Origin of the sequence: Rhodanobacter denitrificans (assembly GCF_000230695.2) — a bacterium.
Classification (GTDB): domain Bacteria; phylum Pseudomonadota; class Gammaproteobacteria; order Xanthomonadales; family Rhodanobacteraceae; genus Rhodanobacter; species Rhodanobacter denitrificans.
Genome location: NC_020541.1, coordinates 4,095,357 through 4,114,395 on the forward strand (window position 1 = coordinate 4,095,357; position 19,039 = coordinate 4,114,395).

Genomic DNA, 19,039 nt, shown 5'->3' on the forward strand with positions numbered 1-19,039 from the left:
GTCGCGATGACGATTTCGTGGCCGACTTGGCAGTTCCGCTGTGAACGCAACCACGCCTGCCGATAACAGCCTAGGTGGCGCCTTCTGCCGCCGCGCGTGCACGCTCCTCGCCGCGGAAGCAGCGCCACAGGCCGGCGAACAACAGCATCGACGGCAACACCGCCAGCACCGTGATGACGAAGTAGCCGCCGTAACCGGTGGCGCTGGCGATGCCGCCGGCAAAAAAACCGAGCAGCTTGCCTGGCAGGTTGACCAGCGAGCTCAGCAGCGCGTACTGGGTCGCGGTGTGCTGGCGGTTGACCAGCGAGGACAGGAACGCCACGGTCGGCGGCCCCAGCATGCCGAGCGTGAGGTTCTCGCCGGAGATCACCAGGGTCAGCACCAGCAGGTTGCCGGGATGGGCGATCAGCAGCAGGTACAGCAGGTTGCTGCAGCCGCACAGCACGATGGTGACGCCGAGCGGGCGCCATGCGCCCCAGCGCGCCACCGCCGCGCCACCGAGGAACACGCCGACGATGCCGATCCAGATCCCGTAGATCTTGGTGATCGTGCCGATCTCGGTCTTGGAGAAGCCCATGTCGCGGTAGAACGGGCTCATGATGCCGCCGATCGTGGCCTGCTCCGGCATCTTGAACAGCAGCAGGAACAGCAGCGTCACCCCGGCCAGTGCCCAGCCGTAGCGGCGGAAGAAATCGGCGAACGGATCGAGCACGCTCTCGCGCATCGCGTCGCGCCAGCCCGCGGCACGTATCCGCAGCGCCTCCGGCTCGCGCGCGACCAGCGTGGTCGCCAGCGGCACCGCCATCGCCAGCGCCATCAACGCGTAGACCAGCCGCCACGGCAGGTGGTCGGCCAGGATCAGCGCCACCGCGCCGGCCAGCAGCAGGCCGATGCGGTAGCCGAGCGAGTAGGTGGCGACCAGCGCGCCCTGCGCCTCGATCGGCGCGATCTCGATGCGGTAGGCGTCCACCGCGATGTCCTGGGTGGCGCCGAAGAACGCCACCGCCAGCGTGGCGGCGACGAACGGCACCAGCTGTACCGGGGTCAGCGCGGCCATCGCCAGCAGCCCGAGCATCACGCCCAGCTGCGCGAACAGCAGCCAGCCGCGGCGCTGGCCAAGGCGGGCGAAGCCGGGGAGCCGCCAATGGTCGAGCAGCGGCGCCCACACGAACTTGAACGCGTAGGTCATGCCGGCGCTGGCGATCATGGTGATGTCCGCCAGCTTGATGCCGTTTTCCTTCAACCAGTACGCCAGCGTGCCGGCCACCAGCAGGAACGGCAGGCCGGAGGAGAAGCCGAACAGGAACATCGTCCACGCCGCCGGCTGGGCGAATGCCCGCCATACCGACGGCTTGGCCGGCCGGCCCGCCGGCTCAGTCGGCATAGTCGACGGTGTACGGCGCGTGGTCGGAGAAGCGTTCGTCGCGATAGATCGAGCAGGCCTTCAGGCGTTCGCGCAGGCCCGGCGAGACCACCTGGTAGTCGATCCGCCACCCGACATTGTTTTCGCGGGCGCGGCCGCGGTTGGACCACCAGGTGTATTCGACCGTGTCCGGCTTGATCGCGCGAAAGCTGTCCACCCAGCCGCGCTCGTGGAACAGCAGGTCCAGCCAGGCGCGCTCGTCCGGCAGACAGCCGGAATTCTTCTGGTTCGAGCTCCAGTTCTTGATGTCGTTCTTCGTGTGCACGATGTTCCAGTCGCCGCAGATCACGTAGTCGCGGCCGCTCTTCAGCCACTTGTCGAAGATCGGCGTGATCCACTCCATCGCCTTGAATTTGAACTGCTGGCGCTCGTCACCGGAGGAACCGGACGGGAAGTACAGCGAGACCACGCTGAGCTTGCCGAAACGTGCCTCGATGTAGCGGCCCTCGTCGTCGAACTCGTCCCAGCCCAGTTCGGTCAGCACTTGGTCGGGCTCGCGCCTGGCATAGATCGCCACGCCGCTGTAGCCCTTCTTGCTGCTGGCGTCGCGGTAGAAGCAGTGATGGCCGTCGGGGCGGAACATCGGGTCGGCGAGCTGGTCTTCCTGCGCCTTGGTTTCCTGCAGGCAGACCACGTCGGCTCGCTGCCGGCGCAACCAGTCGAACACGCCCTTGGTCGCGGCCGAACGGATGCCGTTGGCATTGAGACTGACGATGCGCATGCGAACTCCTCGGGCGGCGGGTCATCATAGCAACCCTGCCGGCCCGCTCCGTCGTCCACGCCCCGGCCAGGCCCATGGCAGGGCTGTACCATGGGTGCGTGCCGACCCGCGGCGCCCGCTCCGCGGCCCCGACTTCCACCGTTTACGAGACGATCCGTGCACGACTACCAGCGCGACTTCATCGAACTGACCCTGCAGCGCGAGGTGCTGCGCTTCGGCGAGTTCACCCTGAAATCCGGCCGTCAGAGCCCGTACTTCTTCAACATGGGGCGGATCGACTCCGGCGCCGCACTGGCCCGGCTCGGCCGGGCCTACGCCGCCGCCATGGTGAACGCCGGCATCGCCGTCGACATGCTGTTCGGCCCTGCCTACAAGGGCATCGCGCTGGCCGCCGCCACCGCCATCGCGCTGGCCGACGGCCACGGCCGCGACCTGCCGTGGGCATACAACCGCAAGGAGGCGAAGGATCATGGCGAGGGCGGCGTGCTGGTCGGCGCCCCGCTCCGGGGTCGGGTGCTGATCGTCGATGACGTGATGACCGCCGGCACCGCGGTACGCGAATCGCTGGAGCTGATCCGTGCCCACGGCGCCACGCCGGCCGGGGTGCTGATCGCGCTGGACCGGCAGGAGCGCGGCCAGGGCGAACGCTCCGCCGCACAGGAAGTGACCGCCGACTACGGCATCCCGGTGATCGCGATCACCGGCCTCGACGACGTGCTGGCGTATGCCGGCGAGCAGCCGCGTCTGGCCGCCGAACACGCCCGCCTGCTGACCTACCGCGAGCGCTACGGGGTCCGGCGCTGAGTTCAGCGTCCGGTCGATAGACTCAGGCGAACCCGGTCACACTGGCGACGACTGCCGCCGCCACCGAGCTAGGCAGCGCGGCGGCGCTGGCTATACTGGGCAACGAGAGAGGTATCCATGCGCAAATCATTGCTCGTCATCGCTGCTGTCGTGCTGGCCGCGAGCCTGTCGGCGTACGCCCAGAACACCGGCAACATCCGCTACAAATGGTACGACGCTCAAGGCCTGGTGCACTTCAGCGACAGCCTGACCGCCGAAGCGATGAAGTACGGTTACGACCTGGTCAACGACCGCGGCTTGGTGGTGCAGCGCGTGCCGCGCCAGCTGACCGCTGCCGAACGCGTCGCCGCCAACAAGCTGGCGGCCGAACAGGCGGCCCAGAAGCGCGCCGCGCAGGAGCGTGCAAACGCCGATGCGCAGATGTTGGCGGCCTACCCGGACGAGGAGTCCTACCGGATTTCGCTGCAGCAGACGCTGGACACCATCGACCAGCAGATCCATACCTCCCAGATCAACCTGCGCAGCCAGGAGAAGGCGCTGACCGACCTGCTCGGCCGGGCGGCCGACCTCGAGAACGCCAAGAACCCGGTGCCGAAGTTTCTGGCCGACAGCATCGCGCAGCAGCGCAACGTGGTGGCCACGCTGCGCGACACGCTGAGCCGCCAGCAGACCCTGCGCAGCGATACCGAGCGGCAGCAGGTCGGCCAACTGGCGCACTACCGCGAGGTCAGGACGGCGCAGGGGCAGGCGGCGGAGTAGGGCGGCGCCGGCGCCCACCCTGCGCGCGGCTTGCCGCGCGGGGTGCCGCCGTCAGCCGATCACCGCGGCTAGAAGGGCAGCTTCAAGCCCGGATTGACGGCCAGCAACTGCCGGCGGAACAGCTGCTGGATCCGCTTCAACGCCACCGGGTCGTCCGCCTCAAAGCGCAACACCAGCACTGGCGTGGTGTTCGACGCGCGCACCAGCCCCCAGCCGTCCGGCCAGTCCGCGCGTACGCCGTCGATGGTGATCAGGCTGGCGTCCTCGAAGCTGGCTTGCTGACGCAGCTGGTCCATGAAGCGATAGTGCTCGCCCTCGGCCAGTTCCACTTTCAGCTCCGGCGTGGAGACACTCTTCGGCAGGGTGGCGAAGATCTGCTCGGCGCTGCGTCCCTGCAGGTCGCCGGCGAGGATCTCCAGCAGCCGCGCGGCGGCGTAGATGCCGTCGTCGAAGCCGTACCAGCGCTCCTTGAAGAAGAAGTGCCCGCTCATCTCGCCGGCCAGCTCGGCCTGGGTCTCGCGCATCTTCGCCTTGATCAGCGAGTGCCCGGTGCGCCACATCAGCGGGCTGCCGCCGGCGTCCAGGATCTGCCCCTTCAGATGGCTGGTGCATTTCACGTCGTAGATCACCGTAGCGCCGGGCTGGCGCGACAGCACGTCGCGCGCGAACAGCATCAGCAGGCGGTCCGGGTAGACGATTTCACCGCTACGGGTGACCACGCCGAGGCGGTCGCCATCGCCGTCGAAGGCCAGGCCCAGGTCGGCGCCGGTCTGCCGCACGGCGATGATCAGGTCCTCCAGGTTGTGCGGGTCGGACGGGTCCGGGTGATGGTTCGGGAAGCTGCCATCGACGTCGCAGTACAGCGGCACCACCTCGCAGCCGACACCTTCCAGCACCTGTGGCGCGATCGCGCCGGGAATGCCGTTGCCGCAGTCGACCACCACCTTCAGGCGGCGCTCGGCGAGCACGTCCGCGATGATCTTCTCGATGTAGTCCGGGGCCACGTCGACCTGGCGCAGGCCACCGCCGCCGCCGCTGGCCAGCGCACCGCCGGCGATGCGCTGGTACAGGTCCTGGATCGCGCCTTCGGCCAGCGTCTGCCCGCCGACCACGATCTTGAAGCCGTTGTAGTCCGGCGGGTTGTGGCTGCCGGTGACCGCCACGCCGCAGCCGGTGTTGAAGCGATAGGTGGCGTAGTACACCACCGGCGTCGGCACCGCACCGATGTCGATCACGTCGACGCCGGCTTCGCGCAGCCCATCGGCCAGCGCCGCAGCCAGCTCCGGCCCGGACAGCCGGCCGTCGCGACCGACCACGATCTCGCGCAGGCCCTTTTCGACCATCAGCGTGCCGATCGACTGGCCGAGCGCATGCGCCACCTCCTTGTTCAGCGTCTTGCCGACCACGCCGCGCACGTCGTAGGCGCGGAAGATGCTCGGGTCCACGCCGACCACCGGCGCGGCCGCGGGCGGCTCCGGCGGCTCCGGCGGCTTGGCCCGGGCCGGAGCGGTCTGCCGCGCGGGCAGCGGCACCTCCGGTTCCTCGACCTCCGGCAGCGCTTTCCAGCGCTGGCGCAGGCGCAGCAGATAGCCGCCGCCGCCGAGGCCGAGCAGGGCCAGCAGGCCGCTGAGCAGCCACCAGCGCGGCAGCACGATGAAGGCGCCGGGCAGGCCGGCACCGACACTGAACACGCTGCCGGCGACCGGCTTGCCGGTGGCTTCGGCTTCGGCCGAACGGGTGCCGTGCGAGAGCAATTGCACGTAGCCGCGATCGTCGCCCTGGCGCAGGTCGAGCCGGCCGCCGGCCGGCGAGATCGCGTCGAAGCGCTGCCGCAGCGGCGCGAACGGCAATTCGACCCAGGCCCACGCCTGGGCCCGCTGCGGCGGCCCCAGCGGGATCACCAGGCTTAGCCGGCGATCGCCGTTGCCGTAAGAGACGCTCTGGGCCAGCGGCAACCCCTCCGCGCTCTGCGCAGCCATCAACTGGGCCGCCTTGGCGTAGCCGAACTCCCGGTAATTGGCCTTGAGCACCTCGGTGAGTTCGCCGCTGTACAACTCCAGCTTCTTCGCCTGCGGCAACTGCCGGCGCAGCGCCGCGGCAGATTGCGCCGGGTCGCTCATCAAGGTCGCCGGATCGACGCTGGCCAGCACCTTTTCGACCGCGCCGCGCTGGCTGGCGATTTCTGCGGCCAGCGCGCGGACGGCCTCATCCTGGGCCAGGTGCACGCGGCGGACCGCATTGCCCTCGTCGGCAATCAGCCAGGTCTGCCAGGCGCAGAACAGTCCCAGCAGCAGCAGCGCGGTGCCGCCAGCCAGCGGCAGCAAGTCCCGCCAGTCGACGCGCAGGTTGCGCAGCCGTTCGTTCGCGATGTTCAACGCCATACCCGCCCCCACGGCAGTCACTGCGTGCCGGCCCGGGTGCCCGGGTCGACCTTGCTGGTCATTCGATACCGGTCGAGCCGAACCCGCCACCGCCGCGCTCGCTCGGCGCGAAATCGGCCACCACGTTCCATCGTGCCTGCGCCACCGGCACCAGCAGCAGCTGGGCGATGCGGTCGCCCACCGCGATGGTGTACGGCTGGCTGCCGCGGTTCCAGCACGAAATCATCAGCGGACCCTGGTAGTCGGCGTCGATCACCCCGACCAGGTTGCCCATCACCAGGCCATGCTTGTGGCCCAGCCCGGAGCGCGGCACCACCAGCGCACACCAGCCCGGATCGCCGATGTGGATCGCCATTCCGCTGGGCACCAGTGCGCTTTCGCCCGGCGCCAGGGTCAGCGGCTGCGCCAGCGCGGCGCGCAGGTCCATGCCGGCGCTGCCCGGCGTGGCGGCCTGTGGCAGCGGAATGCTGTCACCCAGGCGCGGGTCGAGGATCTTCAGCTCGACGTCAATCATCCGCGCGCCGTCCGATAGCGTTCGGCCACGCGGGCGACCAGCTGTCGCGCCAGTTCGGCTTTCGACGTACGCGGTAGTTCGGCCGCGCCGTCGGCCCAATACAGCGTCAGCGCATTGTCGGCCGACTCGAAACCGAGGCCGCCGCCCACCTGGTTTGCCGCAATCATGTCCAGCCCCTTGTGCCGCAGCTTGCCCTGCGCATAGCTCGCCACATCATGCGTCTCCGCGGCGAATCCGACCAGGAACGGGTGCGCGGTTTGCGCCGACAGGCTGGCCAGGATGTCGGGATTTTCGGCCAGATGCAGCACCAGCTCGCTGCCGTCGCGCTTCTTCAGCTTCTGCGCGGACACCTCCTGCGGGCGATAGTCGCCGACCGCCGCCGCGCCGATGTAGATGTCCGCCTGCGCCGCGGCGGCCAGCACCGCCGCATGCATCTGCGCCGCGCTGCGCACGTCGATGCGCCTGGCCACGCCGGCCGGCGTGGCCAGGCCCACCGGCCCGGCGACCAGGGTCACTTCGGCGCCGGCCTGCGCGGCGGCTTCGGCCACCGCGAAGCCCATTTTCCCCGAGCTGCGGTTGCCGATGAAGCGCACCGGGTCGATGTCCTCGTAGGTCGGGCCGGCGCTGACCAGCACGCGTCGCCCGGCCAGCAACGGTTCGCCGAACGAGGCCGCCAGCGCGTCGCGCAGCTCGTGCGGTTCCAGCATGCGGCCACTGCCGACGTCGCCGCAGGCCTGTTCGCCGGCGGCCGGGCCGAGGAAGCGCGCGCCGTGCCGGTGCAGCGTGGCGATGTTCGCCTGTACCGCCGGGTGAGCCCACATCTGCTGGTTCATCGCCGGCGCCAGATACAGCGGCGCGGCACTGGCCAGGCACAGCGTGCTCAGCAGATCGTCGGCCAGGCCGTGCGCCAGCCGCGCCAGCAGGTCGGCGCTGGCCGGCGCCACCAGGATGCGTTCCGCCCAGCGCGCCAGTTCGATATGTCCCATCGCCGCCTCGGCCTGCGCGTCCCACAGGCTGACCCGCACCGGCTGGCCGGACAGCGCCTGGAACGTGGTCGGGCTGACGAAACGGGTGGCACCCTCGGTCATCACCACGCGCACTTCGGCGTCCAGATCGCGCAGGCGGCGAACCAGTTCGCAGGACTTGTAGGCGGCGATGCCGCCGGACACTCCCAGCAGGATGCGGCGTTGGGCAAGACTCATGTAAGGCGGGCCTGACAACCGGGCAGAGGCCTAGCTTACCGGATTCACTCGCACGCACCGCTGCCCGGCAAGGGCACCGTGCGGCAAGTTGAGGGCATGAGCATCCGCGACTGGCCCGAGGGCGAACGCCCCCGTGAAAAACTGCTGGCGCGCGGCAGCGCCGCGCTGTCCGACGCCGAACTGCTGGCGGTACTGCTGGGCAGCGGCAGCCGCGGCAAGGACGCGCTGGCGCTGGGTCGCGAGCTGATCGCCGGCGCCGGCAGCCTGGGCGCGCTGCTCGGCCGCAGCGAGCCGCACGTCCACGTCGGCGGGCTCGGCCCGGCCAAGCGCGCGCGGATCGCCGCCGCGCTGGAACTGGCCCGGCGCAGCCTGGCCGAGCAACTGCGCGAGCAGCCCAGCCTGGGCAACCCGCGCGACAGCGGCGACTACCTGCGCGCACGCCTGCGCCACCTGCCGTACGAGGTGTTCGGTTGTCTCTACCTGGACAACCGCCACCGCGTGCTGGCGTTCGAGGAGCTGTTCCGCGGCACCGTCGACGGCGCCAGCGTGCACCCGCGCGAAGTGGTGCGGGCCTGCCTCAGGCACAACGCCTGCGCGGTGATCTTCGCCCACAACCACCCCTCCGGCGTGGCCGAACCCAGCGCCGCGGACCGGGCAATCACCCACGAGTTGCGCGACGCGCTGCAGCTGGTCGGCGTGCGTGTGCTCGACCACCTGGTGATCGGCAGCGGCGAGCCGGTGTCGATGGCGGCGCGCGGCCTGATCTGAGCGCCGACTCGCGGGCAAAAAAAGCGGCGTGGCACAAGCCACGCCGCGAGGCCGATTGGGGAGGTGGGGAGAGCGGCATCCCCGGGCGCCATGTCATGGAGGGGAGTTCATGTTCTGGCCCGTTCAGTATCGCAGTGCCGCATGACAAAACCGTGACGCGAACCTCGGCGGGAGATGCCGCGCAAGCGGCCGGCACTTATACACAAAACGGTGATACCGGCACTTGCCGTGCCTATCCGGCGCCGGCTCGAGCTTTACTTTACAACTCATTGATCTTGAAATTTAATTTCTTGCGGTGGATAGATGTTTGGCGGGCTGCAGGCCGGGTCAGCCCGCCCGCTCCCGCTTTCCCCACAGACTTATCCACAGATTGGCTCGCCGCGGTGCGTCAAAATTCCGGCGCATGCCGAGCTGTCATCGCCCCGTGCGGCAGGCACTCCATACCGCGCGTTTCGGCGTCAAGGCGGTCTGTTAGGATTACCGGTTCCATCACGAAACTGATCCCACACGTGAAAGAACAGCTGCGCGAACTGGTGCTGCAGGCGATCCAGACCCTGCAAGAGGCCGCCACCCTGCCTGCCGATCTCGGCCAGCCCGGCTTCGTGATCGAGCGGGCGCGCAGCCGCGAGCATGGCGATTTCGCCAGCAACGTGGCAATGCTGCTGGCCAAGCCGGCGCGCGCCAGGCCGCGCGAGCTGGCCGAGAAGCTGGTCGCCGCGCTACCGGCCAACACGCTGGTAGACAAAGTCGAGATCGCCGGCCCCGGCTTCATCAACTTCTTCCTCGGCGCCGGCGCCTATCACGCCGAAGTGCGCCGGATCCTGGCCGACGGCGATGCCTACGGGCGCAGCGCCAGCGGCAACGGCAGGACCGTCGGCGTGGAATTCGTCTCGGCCAACCCGACTGGCCCGCTGCACGTGGGTCATGGCCGCGCCGCGGCGATCGGCGACTGCCTGAGCCGGCTGCTCGCCGCCACCGGCTGGAACGTCAAGCGCGAGTTCTACTACAACGACGCCGGCGTGCAGATCGCCAACCTGGCGATCTCGGTGCAGGCGCGCGCCCGCGGCATCACCCCGGACGACAGCAGCTGGCCGGAGAACGGCTACCGCGGCGACTACATCGCCGACGTGGCGCGCGCCTATCTCGATCGCGAGTCGGTCGTCGCCGACGGCGAAACGGTGACCGCGGCCGGCGACGTCGACGACCTCGAGGCGATCCGCCGCTTCGCCGTGGCCAGCCTGCGCCGCGAGCAGGACCTGGACCTGCAGGCGTTCGGCGTGGGCTTCGATACCTATTTCCTCGAATCGTCGCTGTACACCGACGGCAAGGTCGAGGAGACCGTGCGCGAGCTGGTCGCGCACGGCCACACCTACGAGGAAGGCGGCGCGCTGTGGCTGCGCACCACCGAGTTCGGTGACGACAAGGACCGCGTGATGCGCAAGTCCGACGGCACCTACACCTACTTCCTGCCCGACGTGGCCTACCACCTGAGCAAGTGGCAGCGCGGCTACCAGCGCGCGATCACCGAGCTGGGTTCGGACCACCACGGCTCGCTGGCGCGGGTAAAGGCCGGCCTGCAGGCGCTCGATTGCGGCATCCCGAAGGGTTGGCCGGAATACGTGCTGCACCAGATGGTGACGGTGATGAAGGGCGGCGAGGAGGTGAAGATCTCCAAGCGCGCCGGCAGCTATGTCACCCTGCGCGACCTGATCGACGAAGTCGGCAAGGACGCCACGCGCTATTTCCTGATCTCGCGCAAGTCCGACTCACAGCTGGTGTTCGACATCGACCTGGCGCGCTCGCAGTCGAACGACAACCCGGTCTACTACATCCAGTACGCGCATGCCCGCGTCTGCAGCGTGCTGCGCCAGGCGCCGGAGAAGGGCTTCACGGTCGACCTCGCCGACGGGCTCGCCCACCTGGCGCGGCTGGACACCGAACACGAACAGATCCTGCTCACCGAGCTGTCGAAGTACCCTGAACTGGTCGAGGCCGCGGCGGCGAACCTGGAGCCGCACCTGGTCGCGGCTTGGCTGCGTGAACTGGCCAACGCGTTCCACACCTATTACAACTCGTACCAGTTCCTGGTCGAGGACGCCGAGCTGCGCAACGCGCGCCTGGCGCTGGTGGTGGCGACCCGCCAGGTATTGAAGAATGGGCTGGATTTGTTGGGCCTCGGCGCCCCGGAGAAGATGTAATGGCAGCACGCAAGGGCAGGGGCCGGCAGGCCGTGCGCAACGGTAGCAACGGCTTCCCGGGCTGGGGCTACGCGATCGTCGGCCTGGTCGCCGGCGCGATCCTGATGGCCGTGATGATGCGCGGCAGCCTGCTGACCGGCCTGCGCAAGGCCGACGGCCCGCAGGCGAATCCGCAGGCCACGGCCGAGCGCGGCAGCGCGCCGGGCGTGCTCGAATCGACCGGCGACAGCGCACCGAAAAAGCCGCAGTTCGACTTCTACTCGGTGCTGTCGGAAAAAGAAGTGCGCATTCCCGACGCCGAGATCAGCGCACAGGCGCGCGTCGAGCAGCAGCAGAAACAGCAGGCGGCGCAGCTGCAAGCGCAGCAGGCAGCCCAGGCGCCCGCCGCGGCACCGGCCAATGCACCGGCCGCGGTCAGCCAGGACGTCACCGCCGCCCCGGCCAGCGCGGTACCGCAACCGGCCGTCGGCAGCGGCTACCTGCTGCAGGTCGGCGCCTTCCCGAACGCCGCCGACGCGGAAACGCTGAAGGCGAAACTGGCATTGCAGGGCTTCGTGGCGAACGTGCAGTCGGTCAGCATCGGCGGGCAGACCTACAACCGCGTGCGGCTGGGGCCGTTCCGCTCGGCCACCGAGCTGGAATCGACCAAGCAGCGCCTGGCCGGTGCCGGCATCAACGCGATCGCGCTGAAGGAAGGCCGCTAGGCCACCCGACTCTTCCCCCGACTTTTCCCATCACGCGTGCCGCTCATGACGACCAAGACTGCCTGGATCACCGGCGCCAGCTCCGGCTTCGGCGCCGCCGCCGTGGAACGCTTCGTGGCCGGCGGCTGGCGGGTGATCGCCAGCGGTCGCCGCATGGAACGGCTGCAGCCGCTGGTGGCGCGGCACGGCGCCGGGCGCGTGCATGCGGCGGCGTTCGACGTGCGCGACGAGGCGGCGATGCGCGCGGCACATGCGGCGCTGCCATCCGCGTTCGCCGACATCGACCTGCTGGTCAACAACGCCGGCCTGGCGCTGGGCACCGCGCCGGCGCAGCAAGCGAGCCTCGAACAGTGGAAGCAGATGATCGACACCAACGTCACCGCGCTGGTGTCGCTGACCCACCTGCTGCTGCCGCAACTGATCGCGCGCCGCGGCGCGATCGTCAACATCAGCTCGATCGCGGGCAGCTACGCCTATCGCGGCGGCAACGTGTACGGCGGCACCAAGGCCTTCGTCACCCAGTTCTCGCAGAACCTGCGCACCGACCTGCATGGCACCGGCGTGCGTGTCACTTCCATCGAGCCGGGCATGGCCGAGACCGAGTTCACCTTGGTGCGCACCGGCGGCGACCAGGCCGCCTCCGATCAGCTCTACGCCGGCGCCCAGCCGATCACCGCGACCGACATCGCCGACACGATCTGGTGGATCGCCAACCTGCCGCCGCACCTCAACATCAACCGCATCGAGGTGATGCCGGTCAGCCAGTCGGCGGCCGGGCTGCAGGTGCACCGCAACTAGCGCGACATCATGCCTACTGCATGAACCAGCCGTGGCTGACCACGATCGACTGCCCGGTCAACGCCGCGGACGGGAAGGTGGCCAGGTACAGCGCGGTCTGCGCGATGTCCTCGACGGTAGTGAAGGTGGCATCGACGGTGTCCTTCAGCATCACGTTCCTGATCACCTCGTCCTCGCTGATGCCCAGCTCCTTCGCCTGCTCGGGGATCTGCTTCTCGACCAGCGGCGTGCGCACGAAGCCGGGACAGATCACGTGCGAGCGCACGTGGTGCGGCGCACCTTCCTTGGCCAGCGTGCGGGCCAGGCCGAGCAGGCCGTGCTTGGCGGCGACGTAGGCGGACTTCAGCTTCGACGCCTCGTGCGAGTGCACCGAGCCCATGTAGATCACGATGCCGCCGCGATCATCTTGGTACATGTGCTTCAGCGCAGCCCTGGTGGTGAGGAAGCCGCCGTCGAGATGGATCGCCAGCATCTTCTTCCAGTCGGCGTAGCTGAACTGATCGATCGAGTTGATGATCTGCACGCCGGCGTTGGAGACCAGGATGTCCAGCGCGCCGAACGCGGCGACCACCTGGTCGGTGCCCTCGTTCACCGCCGCCTCGCTGGTCACGTCCATCGCCAGGCCGAGCGCCTTGCCGCCGGCGGCATTGATCTGCGCGGCCACGGCATCGGCGGCCTGCTGGTCGATGTCGGCGATCGCCACGCTGGCACCGTGCATCGAGTACAGCTCGGCGATCGCCTTGCCGAGGCCGCTGGCCGCGCCGGTGATCAGGGCGACCTTGCCTTCAAGACTGTTCATGCTTTGCTCCTTCAGGATAGCGGGGAGGCGCGGCCTCACCGCCGCGCCCATTCCGCAAATTGTAGGTGCTGCCGCGCGAGGCGCCATTGGACCTTGGAGCAGAAGCTCAGTCGGCGTCTTCGGCCAGATAGGTGTACGCGGTGAGCCCGCCGTCGAGCGCGTCGTACAACTGCGCGGCCTCGGCGCCACCGAGGCCGGCGGCGGCGATGCGCTCGCGATAACTGGCGCGCAGCGCCTCCAGGTCGTAGCCGACGTAGTCGAGCATCAGGTCGGTGGTGTCGCCGCGGCGCACGTGGGCGAAGGTGTAGCCGTCGCCATCCACGCGCACGTTGACCGCGTCGGTGTCGCCGAACAGGTTGTGGATGTCGCCCAGGGTCTCCTGGTAGGCGCCGACCATGAAGATGCCGAGGCGGTAGCTTTCGCCCGCCCTCAGCGCGTGCAGCGGCAGGCTGACGTCGACGCCCTCGGCGTCGACGTAGTGGTCGATGCGGCCGTCCGAATCACAGGTGAGGTCGACGATGACGCCGCGGCGCGTGGGCTGTTCACCGAGCCGGGCGATCGGCGCGATCGGGAAGATCTGGCCGATCGCCCACACGTCGGGGATCGACTCGAACACCGAGAAGTTGACGAAGTACTTGTCGACCAGCTTCTCGTCCAGCTCGTCCAGCGCCTGCCGGTGCGAGCGTTCGGCCGGCAGCAGGCGCGCACGCACGGCGTTGGCGATCGCGTAGTACATCTCGTCCAGCCGCGCGCGGTCGGCCAGCGCCAGCTGGCCCAGCGCGTACAGCGCCTGGCCTTCGCTCAGGTGATGCTGCGCCTCGTGGAACAGCTCCAGCGCGGGGCGCCGGTCCAGTTCCTCCCAGGTCTCGCGCAGGCGGCGCAGCACCGCGGGCTCGTCCGCGCACGGCGGCGGGATCGCGCCGGCCGGCACCTCCTCGACCTCGGTCACGTTGACCACCATCACCGCGTGGTGCGCGGTCATCGCGCGGCCGGCCTCGGTGAGGATGTGCGGCGCGGCCAGGCCCTCGGCCTCGACCGCCTCGGCCAGCGACTGCACGATGGTGGCGGCGTACTGTTCGATCGAGTAGTTGATCGAGTTGTGGCTGCGCGAGCGCGAGCCCTCGTAGTCCACGCCGAGGCCGCCGCCGACGTCGACGATCTCCAGCGGCACGCCCATCCGGGAGAGCTCGACGAAGTAGCGGGTGGCCTCGCGCATGCCGTTGGCGATGTCGCGCACGTTGGAGATCTGCGAGCCCATGTGGAAGTGCTGCAGCTTCAGCGTGTGCTTGAGGCCGGCCGCATCGAGCCGTTCGATCAGCGTGAGCACCTGTTGCGGCGACAGCCCGAACTTGCCCTTGTCGCCGCCGGTGTTCTGCCACTTGCCGGCGCCGATCGAGGCCAGCCGCACGCGCACGCCGAGCAGCGGCTCCACGCCCAGCGCCTTCGCCTCGGCGAACACGTGGTCCAGCTCGGACAGCTTCTCGATCACGATGTGCACGCGCAGGCCGAGTTTCCTGCCGATCAGCGCCAGGCGGACGTATTCGCGGTCCTTGTAGCCGTTGCAGATCACGATGGAACCGGGCCGCGCCATCGCCAGCACCGCCATCAGCTCGGGCTTGGAGCCCGCTTCCAGGCCGAAGCCGTGGCTGCCGGCGGCGACCAGCTCGCCGGCCACGCCGCGCTGCTGGTTGACCTTGATCGGGTAGATCGCGGTGTAGCCGCCGGCGTAGTGCCATTCGTCGATCGCCTTGGCGAACGCGCCCTGCAGCCGCGCCAGGCGGTCGGCCAGGATGTCGGGGAAACGCACCAGCAGCGGCAGCCGCAGGCCGTCGGCACGGGCACGTTCGACGATCGCCGGCAGCGACAGGCTGGGGCCGCGGGCGCCGCGCGGGCGCATCACGATGTCGCCGGCGTCGTCCACGTCGACGTAGCCGTCGCTCCAGTGGGGTACGGCGTAGGTGTGACGGGCAGCGTCGGTGTTCCAAGGGTTCGCCATGCAGAGATCTCCTCGATGGAAAAGGATGATGTCGTCGCAGCGGCGAGCCTTGACGTCTTGCCCGATGACAGCAGCACGAGCCCGAACGACCGGAAGCCTCGCACGCCGCGGGGCCGATCGGGCTGGTCGGCCGCCGGCGAAGGGTCCCGGCAGGCCAACCGTCATTGTAATGGGCCGCTGTGACGATATGCGCAAGACGTGGCCGGTCCCGCCGGGACGTTCACGGCGGTTGTCGCTACAATGGACAGTCTTGCTTTTCCCCTCCGGCACGTCAGGAACGTCCACCATGTCGCAGCAACCCACCTCGAATGAAACCAGCTGGTTCACCGAAGCCCACCAGGCCTCCGGTTCCTCCATCGGTTTCCGCACCGAGCAACTGCTGCATGCGGAGAAGACCCCGTTCCAGACCATCGAGATCCACCAGACCACCGACTGGGGCAAGCTGATGGTGATCGACGGCTGCGTGATGCTGACCAGCCGCGACAACTTCCTCTACCACGAGATGATGACCCACCCGGCGCTGTTCACCCATGCGCGCGCCAAGCGCGTGGTGATCATCGGCGGCGGCGACTGCGGCACGCTGCGCGAGGTGCTCAAGCACGAGGAAGTCGAACACGCGGTGCAGGTGGAGATCGACGAGCGCGTCACCCGCCTGGCCGAGCAGTACTTCCCGGAGCTGTGCGAGGCGAACGGCGACCCGCGCGCCGAACTGCTGTTCATCGACGGCATCAAGTACATGGCCGAGGCCGAGCCCGACTCGCTGGACCTGATCATCGTCGACTCGACCGACCCGGTCGGCCCGGCCGAGGGCCTGTTCAACGCCGCGTTCTATGCCAGCTGCTACAAGGCGCTGCGCCACGGCGGCCTGCTGGTGCAGCAGAGCGAATCGCCGCTGGCCCACCTGGAACTGATCAAGTCGATGCGCTCGGCGATGCGCACCTCGGGCTTCAGCGCGGTGAAGACGCTGCCGTTCCCGCAGCCGTGCTACCCGACCGGCTGGTGGAGCTGCACCATGGCGCGCAAGGGCGGCGACCTGAGCGGCTTCCGCGAGCGCGGCGCCAGCGCCAAGAACTTCCCGACCCGCTACTACAACGCCGAGATCCACAAGGCCGCGCTGGCGCAGCCGGAGTTCATGCGCGAGGCGCTGGGGGACTGAGGCGGGAACGGCCGACGGGATTCGGCAAAGCCAGCGGCTGCGACACCGCCGCTCTTTCGAACCCGAATCCCCCATCCCGTCGCTCAAAACATCTTCGAGCGCACCTTCGGCAGCAGCACCAGCAGCAGCGTGGCAAGCGGGCCGGCCAGCAGCGACAGCAGGAACCACAGCAGGCCGCTGCGGTTCTTGCCTTGCGCCAGCGCGGCATTGATCAGGGCCAGCGTGCCCCAGCCGACAAACCAGGGTGCGCCGCCGGCGAACGTCGACAGATGATCCACTACGCGTCTCCCGAACGATGATCGTGGGGGCGCGGCCCTGCGCCGGGGACACCCATCCTAGCAAGCCACGCCGTGACGGCACCGCTTCGCCGCCTTCCCGATCAGCCGCGCTTAATCCGCAAACGGTATGCTGCGCGCTTTGGATTGCGGAGCCCGGCCCATGATGCGTGGATGGCATTGCCTCGCCCTGGCCTGCGCGTTGTCGCTGGCGGTCGCGCCGGCGGTCGCTGGCAAGTCCCCCGCGAGCAACAGCCGCAGCACGCCGGGTCGGGCCGCGCAAGCCCGCGACAAGGCCCAGCTCGCGTTCCAGCGTGACCTGGTCAGCGTGCTGGCCCCCGGTGGTGACCCGCTGCGACTGCTCGGCGCGGCCCTGCTGGCGCGACCGCTGTTCAACCAGCCGCCGGAGAACAGCTTCCACCGCCTGATCGAGCGGGCCGCGCAGGTCGACGGTGCCGGCGCAGCGGTCGACTGGATGCGCCTGGCCGATTGCGATGCCGCCGCCGGCACCTGCCCGAACGGCGAGGCGCTGCAGCGCCTGCTGGTGCGGGCACCGGACAACGCCGCGGTGTGGCTGCTCAAGCTCGGCGCCGACGCGCGCGGCATGAAACAGGACGCCGCCCGCGACGACCTGGGCCAGGCCGCCGCGGCAAAGCGCTACGACGATTACGCCGGCGCCAGCCTGCAGGCCCTGGCCAACGCGGCCGGCGCGCTGCCGCCGCCGCCGGACACGCTGGACCCGGCCCACGCCGGCGGTGCCGTCGGCATGCAGACCGTGCTGGTGTTCGGCCTGGCCGGCACCCAGCCGCAGCCGAGCCTGCAACTGGTCGCCAAGCTGTGCGAGAACGCCGGCGAGGACGCCTCGATCAAGACCGACTGCCTGGCCCTGGGCAAGACCCTGGAATGGGGCTCCAGCCCGCTGGCCCGCTCGCTCGGCCTGCACCTGCGCGAAGTGTTGGCCGACGATCCGGCGCAGCGGCAGGAAGCGAAGGACGCCCGTCGCAACCTGGTCTGGCAGGTGCAGAGCTTCGCCCGCCTGCTGGCCCGGGCACAGGACGACGCAGCGCTGGCCCAGCGCCTGCTCACGCTGGCGCGCCACGGCGGCACCGAGATGAGCCTGCAGCTGGCCGCCCTGCGCGACAACGGCCTCCCGGTCGAGGCACCCGCCGACTGGCAGCCGGGAACAGCGAATCGGGAATAGGAAATCGCAAGAGCGGGCCCTGCCGCTCGATCCGGCGCATCCCGTTGGCCATTCCCGATTCCCGGCTATTCCCCATTGGCGCCCCGCCCGCTAGGCTTGGGCCACCTTCCGTGGCAGGGGTGATCCGATGCTTACGACGCTGGTGGCGAGCAGCAAGGGTGGTTGCGGCAAGAGCACGCTGGTGACGCAACTGGCATCGCACTGGGCCCAGGCCGGGCAGCACACCGCGATCATCGACGCCGACCGGCAGCACTCCAGCTTCCACTGGGCCGAGCTCAGACCCGACAACGTCCCCGGCGTGCTCGCCTTCGACAGCGGCCGGCGCAACCTGCAACGCGTGCCGGCGGACACCCAGCAGTTGCTGATCGACACCCCCGCCGGCTCCGGCGAGCGCGAGCTGGAACCCTACCTCGAGCTGGCCGACGTGCTGCTGGTACCGGTGCTGCCGTCCTCGTTCGACCTCGACGCCACGCTGCGCTTCCTCGGCGAGTTGCAGGCGATCCGACGCATCCGCAGCGGCAAGCTGCCGGTGGCGCTGGTGGCCAACCGGCTCAAGCCGTGGACCCACGCCAGCCAGGATGCGATCACCCAACTGGCCGGGCAATCGCCGTTCCCGATCGCCGCACAACTGCGCGACAGCCAGGCCTACGTGCTGCTCGCCGGCCTCGGCAAGGGCATCTTCGACTACCAGTCCGAACAGGTCCGCAGCCACCAGCAGGACTGGAAGGCCCTGCTGCGCTGGATCAAGCGCCAGCACTGAAGCGCGCCCTTCCCGATGTTCACCGCGCGCCTTGCGCCACCACCCCCGGAGTCTTCCATGCACGAACTGATCCTGTTGCGACACGCCGAAGCGGTGCCGATGGAAACCACCGGCGACGACCCGCAGCGTCCGCTCAGCGTGCGCGGCGAACGGGAAGCGCAGGCCGCCGGGCTGTGGCTGGCCGCGCACGGCCTGCGCCCCGACCGGGTGCTGTGCTCGCCGAGCCGACGCACCGACGAGACCACCCGCCTGGCGCTGGCCGCGATCGACAACGCGCCGGTGCCGCAGCAGGCCGACGAGATCTACGACGCCTCGCCCGGCGAACTGCTGGCCCTGCTCGACCAGCACGCCGATGCCGGCACCGTGCTGCTGGTCGGCCACAACCCCGGCATGGAGCGGCTGGTGGCGCTGCTGGTCGAGGGCCGCTCCGACGAATTCCGCGGCATGCCGCCCGGTGCGCTGGCGGTGCTGCACCTGGACGGCGCGCTGGAACCGGGCAACGCCCGGCTGGACGCGTTCTGGTCGCCCTGACCCGCGCGGCGACCGTGCGTTGCCGCGGCCCGGCGGCGGCCGCCGCTTC

18 protein-coding genes are annotated in these 19,039 nt (G+C 69.5%); 10 read left to right on the plus strand and 8 right to left on the minus strand.

Going from position 1 to position 19,039, the window contains the following annotated elements; genetic code table 11:
* Positions 1-70: 70 nt before the first annotated feature.
* Positions 71-1,384: an AmpG family muropeptide MFS transporter gene (locus R2APBS1_RS18700; RefSeq protein WP_236126975.1), complete on the minus strand. Its 1,314-nt coding sequence runs from the start codon at positions 1,382-1,384 to the stop codon at positions 71-73.
* Positions 1,374-2,144 carry an exodeoxyribonuclease III gene (locus tag R2APBS1_RS18705; protein WP_015449132.1) on the minus strand — a complete coding sequence of 257 codons (771 nt, stop codon included), beginning with the start codon at positions 2,142-2,144 and terminating at the stop codon, positions 1,374-1,376. Before R2APBS1_RS18705 ends, R2APBS1_RS18700 begins: the two co-directional genes overlap by 11 nt.
* Before the next feature lie 156 nt (positions 2,145-2,300).
* Between R2APBS1_RS18705 and pyrE the strand changes: the two genes are divergently transcribed.
* Together pyrE and R2APBS1_RS18715 are read left to right on the plus strand one after the other, a co-directional pair.
* The gene (pyrE, locus tag R2APBS1_RS18710) at positions 2,301-2,948 is read left to right on the plus strand and encodes an orotate phosphoribosyltransferase (protein ID WP_015449133.1); all 648 of its coding nucleotides are present in this window, start codon (positions 2,301-2,303) and stop codon (positions 2,946-2,948) included.
* A 117-nt stretch (positions 2,949-3,065) separates the two neighbouring features.
* Positions 3,066-3,707, plus strand: coding sequence for a DUF4124 domain-containing protein (locus tag R2APBS1_RS18715; RefSeq protein WP_015449134.1), 642 nt, complete (start codon positions 3,066-3,068; stop codon positions 3,705-3,707).
* A 68-nt stretch (positions 3,708-3,775) separates the two neighbouring features.
* Here R2APBS1_RS18715 and R2APBS1_RS20600 read toward each other — a convergent pair whose 3' ends face one another.
* The 3 genes from R2APBS1_RS20600 to coaBC are packed head-to-tail and all read right to left on the minus strand — an operon-like array spanning position 3,776 to position 7,804.
* Complete coding sequence (locus tag R2APBS1_RS20600) at positions 3,776-6,088, minus strand: phosphomannomutase/phosphoglucomutase (protein ID WP_015449135.1); 2,313 nt, start codon at positions 6,086-6,088, stop codon at positions 3,776-3,778.
* A 58-nt stretch (positions 6,089-6,146) separates the two neighbouring features.
* On the minus strand, positions 6,147-6,602 hold the full coding sequence (gene dut / locus R2APBS1_RS18725; protein WP_015449136.1) for a dUTP diphosphatase: 456 nt from the start codon (positions 6,600-6,602) through the stop codon (positions 6,147-6,149).
* On the minus strand, positions 6,599-7,804 hold the full coding sequence (gene coaBC / locus R2APBS1_RS18730) for a bifunctional phosphopantothenoylcysteine decarboxylase/phosphopantothenate--cysteine ligase CoaBC (RefSeq protein WP_015449137.1): 1,206 nt from the start codon (positions 7,802-7,804) through the stop codon (positions 6,599-6,601). The genes dut and coaBC overlap by 4 nt, the downstream gene beginning before the upstream one ends.
* 96 nt (positions 7,805-7,900) lie before the next feature.
* Between coaBC and radC the strand changes: the two genes are divergently transcribed.
* From radC to R2APBS1_RS18750, 4 genes are all read left to right on the plus strand, one after another.
* Positions 7,901-8,572 carry a RadC family protein gene (radC, locus tag R2APBS1_RS18735; RefSeq protein ID WP_007514399.1) on the plus strand — a complete coding sequence of 224 codons (672 nt, stop codon included), beginning with the start codon at positions 7,901-7,903 and terminating at the stop codon, positions 8,570-8,572.
* Positions 8,573-9,081: 509 nt separating this feature from the next.
* Entirely contained in the window at positions 9,082-10,770 is a 1,689-nt protein-coding gene (argS, locus tag R2APBS1_RS18740) for an arginine--tRNA ligase (RefSeq protein ID WP_007514402.1), read from the plus strand.
* Positions 10,770-11,474 (plus strand): SPOR domain-containing protein, encoded by a 705-nt coding sequence (locus tag R2APBS1_RS18745; protein WP_015449138.1) that lies wholly within the window; start codon positions 10,770-10,772, stop codon positions 11,472-11,474. Before argS ends, R2APBS1_RS18745 begins: the two co-directional genes overlap by 1 nt.
* Before the next feature lie 45 nt (positions 11,475-11,519).
* A complete protein-coding gene (locus R2APBS1_RS18750) occupies positions 11,520-12,272 on the plus strand; it encodes an SDR family NAD(P)-dependent oxidoreductase (protein ID WP_015449139.1) in 753 nt (250 codons plus the stop codon).
* 13 nt (positions 12,273-12,285) lie between these two features.
* Here the strand turns inward: R2APBS1_RS18750 and R2APBS1_RS18755 are convergent, their stop codons facing one another.
* Both R2APBS1_RS18755 and speA read right to left on the minus strand, forming a co-directional pair.
* Positions 12,286-13,071, minus strand: coding sequence for a 3-hydroxybutyrate dehydrogenase (locus R2APBS1_RS18755; RefSeq protein ID WP_015449140.1), 786 nt, complete (start codon positions 13,069-13,071; stop codon positions 12,286-12,288).
* Positions 13,072-13,177: 106 nt separating this feature from the next.
* A complete protein-coding gene (speA, locus tag R2APBS1_RS18760; RefSeq protein ID WP_015449141.1) occupies positions 13,178-15,067 on the minus strand; it encodes an arginine decarboxylase in 1,890 nt (629 codons plus the stop codon).
* 286 nt (positions 15,068-15,353) lie between these two features.
* On the opposite strand from speA, the gene speE reads away from it, so the two are divergent.
* Complete coding sequence (speE, locus tag R2APBS1_RS18765; protein ID WP_007514412.1) at positions 15,354-16,223, plus strand: polyamine aminopropyltransferase; 870 nt, start codon at positions 15,354-15,356, stop codon at positions 16,221-16,223.
* Between the two features lie 83 nt (positions 16,224-16,306).
* On the opposite strand, the gene R2APBS1_RS18770 is transcribed toward speE, so the two are convergent.
* On the minus strand, positions 16,307-16,501 hold the full coding sequence (locus tag R2APBS1_RS18770) for a hypothetical protein (RefSeq protein ID WP_007514414.1): 195 nt from the start codon (positions 16,499-16,501) through the stop codon (positions 16,307-16,309).
* Between the two features lie 160 nt (positions 16,502-16,661).
* Between R2APBS1_RS18770 and R2APBS1_RS18775 the strand changes: the two genes are divergently transcribed.
* From R2APBS1_RS18775 to R2APBS1_RS18785, 3 genes are all read left to right on the plus strand, one after another.
* On the plus strand, positions 16,662-17,699 hold the full coding sequence (locus R2APBS1_RS18775) for a hypothetical protein (protein WP_015449142.1): 1,038 nt from the start codon (positions 16,662-16,664) through the stop codon (positions 17,697-17,699).
* Between the two features lie 127 nt (positions 17,700-17,826).
* The gene (locus tag R2APBS1_RS18780; RefSeq protein ID WP_015449143.1) at positions 17,827-18,459 is read left to right on the plus strand and encodes a ParA family protein; all 633 of its coding nucleotides are present in this window, start codon (positions 17,827-17,829) and stop codon (positions 18,457-18,459) included.
* Between the two features lie 57 nt (positions 18,460-18,516).
* Positions 18,517-18,990 carry a SixA phosphatase family protein gene (locus R2APBS1_RS18785; protein ID WP_007514420.1) on the plus strand — a complete coding sequence of 158 codons (474 nt, stop codon included), beginning with the start codon at positions 18,517-18,519 and terminating at the stop codon, positions 18,988-18,990.
* Positions 18,991-19,039: the final 49 nt, after the last annotated feature.

Coding starts and splice junctions, on each gene's coding strand:
- R2APBS1_RS18700 (WP_236126975.1), bottom strand. CDS start 1,384: ATGCCGACTGAGCCGGCGGGCCGGCCGGCCAAGCCGTCGGTATGGCGG.
- R2APBS1_RS18705 (WP_015449132.1), bottom strand. CDS start 2,144: ATGCGCATCGTCAGTCTCAATGCCAACGGCATCCGTTCGGCCGCGACC.
- R2APBS1_RS18715 (WP_015449134.1), top strand. CDS start 3,066: ATGCGCAAATCATTGCTCGTCATCGCTGCTGTCGTGCTGGCCGCGAGC.
- R2APBS1_RS20600 (WP_015449135.1), bottom strand. CDS start 6,088: ATGGCGTTGAACATCGCGAACGAACGGCTGCGCAACCTGCGCGTCGAC.
- dut (WP_015449136.1), bottom strand. CDS start 6,602: ATGATTGACGTCGAGCTGAAGATCCTCGACCCGCGCCTGGGTGACAGC.
- coaBC (WP_015449137.1), bottom strand. CDS start 7,804: ATGAGTCTTGCCCAACGCCGCATCCTGCTGGGAGTGTCCGGCGGCATC.
- radC (WP_007514399.1), top strand. CDS start 7,901: ATGAGCATCCGCGACTGGCCCGAGGGCGAACGCCCCCGTGAAAAACTG.
- R2APBS1_RS18745 (WP_015449138.1), top strand. CDS start 10,770: ATGGCAGCACGCAAGGGCAGGGGCCGGCAGGCCGTGCGCAACGGTAGC.
- R2APBS1_RS18750 (WP_015449139.1), top strand. CDS start 11,520: ATGACGACCAAGACTGCCTGGATCACCGGCGCCAGCTCCGGCTTCGGC.
- R2APBS1_RS18755 (WP_015449140.1), bottom strand. CDS start 13,071: ATGAACAGTCTTGAAGGCAAGGTCGCCCTGATCACCGGCGCGGCCAGC.
- speA (WP_015449141.1), bottom strand. CDS start 15,067: ATGGCGAACCCTTGGAACACCGACGCTGCCCGTCACACCTACGCCGTA.
- speE (WP_007514412.1), top strand. CDS start 15,354: ATGTCGCAGCAACCCACCTCGAATGAAACCAGCTGGTTCACCGAAGCC.
- R2APBS1_RS18775 (WP_015449142.1), top strand. CDS start 16,662: ATGATGCGTGGATGGCATTGCCTCGCCCTGGCCTGCGCGTTGTCGCTG.
- R2APBS1_RS18780 (WP_015449143.1), top strand. CDS start 17,827: ATGCTTACGACGCTGGTGGCGAGCAGCAAGGGTGGTTGCGGCAAGAGC.
- R2APBS1_RS18785 (WP_007514420.1), top strand. CDS start 18,517: ATGCACGAACTGATCCTGTTGCGACACGCCGAAGCGGTGCCGATGGAA.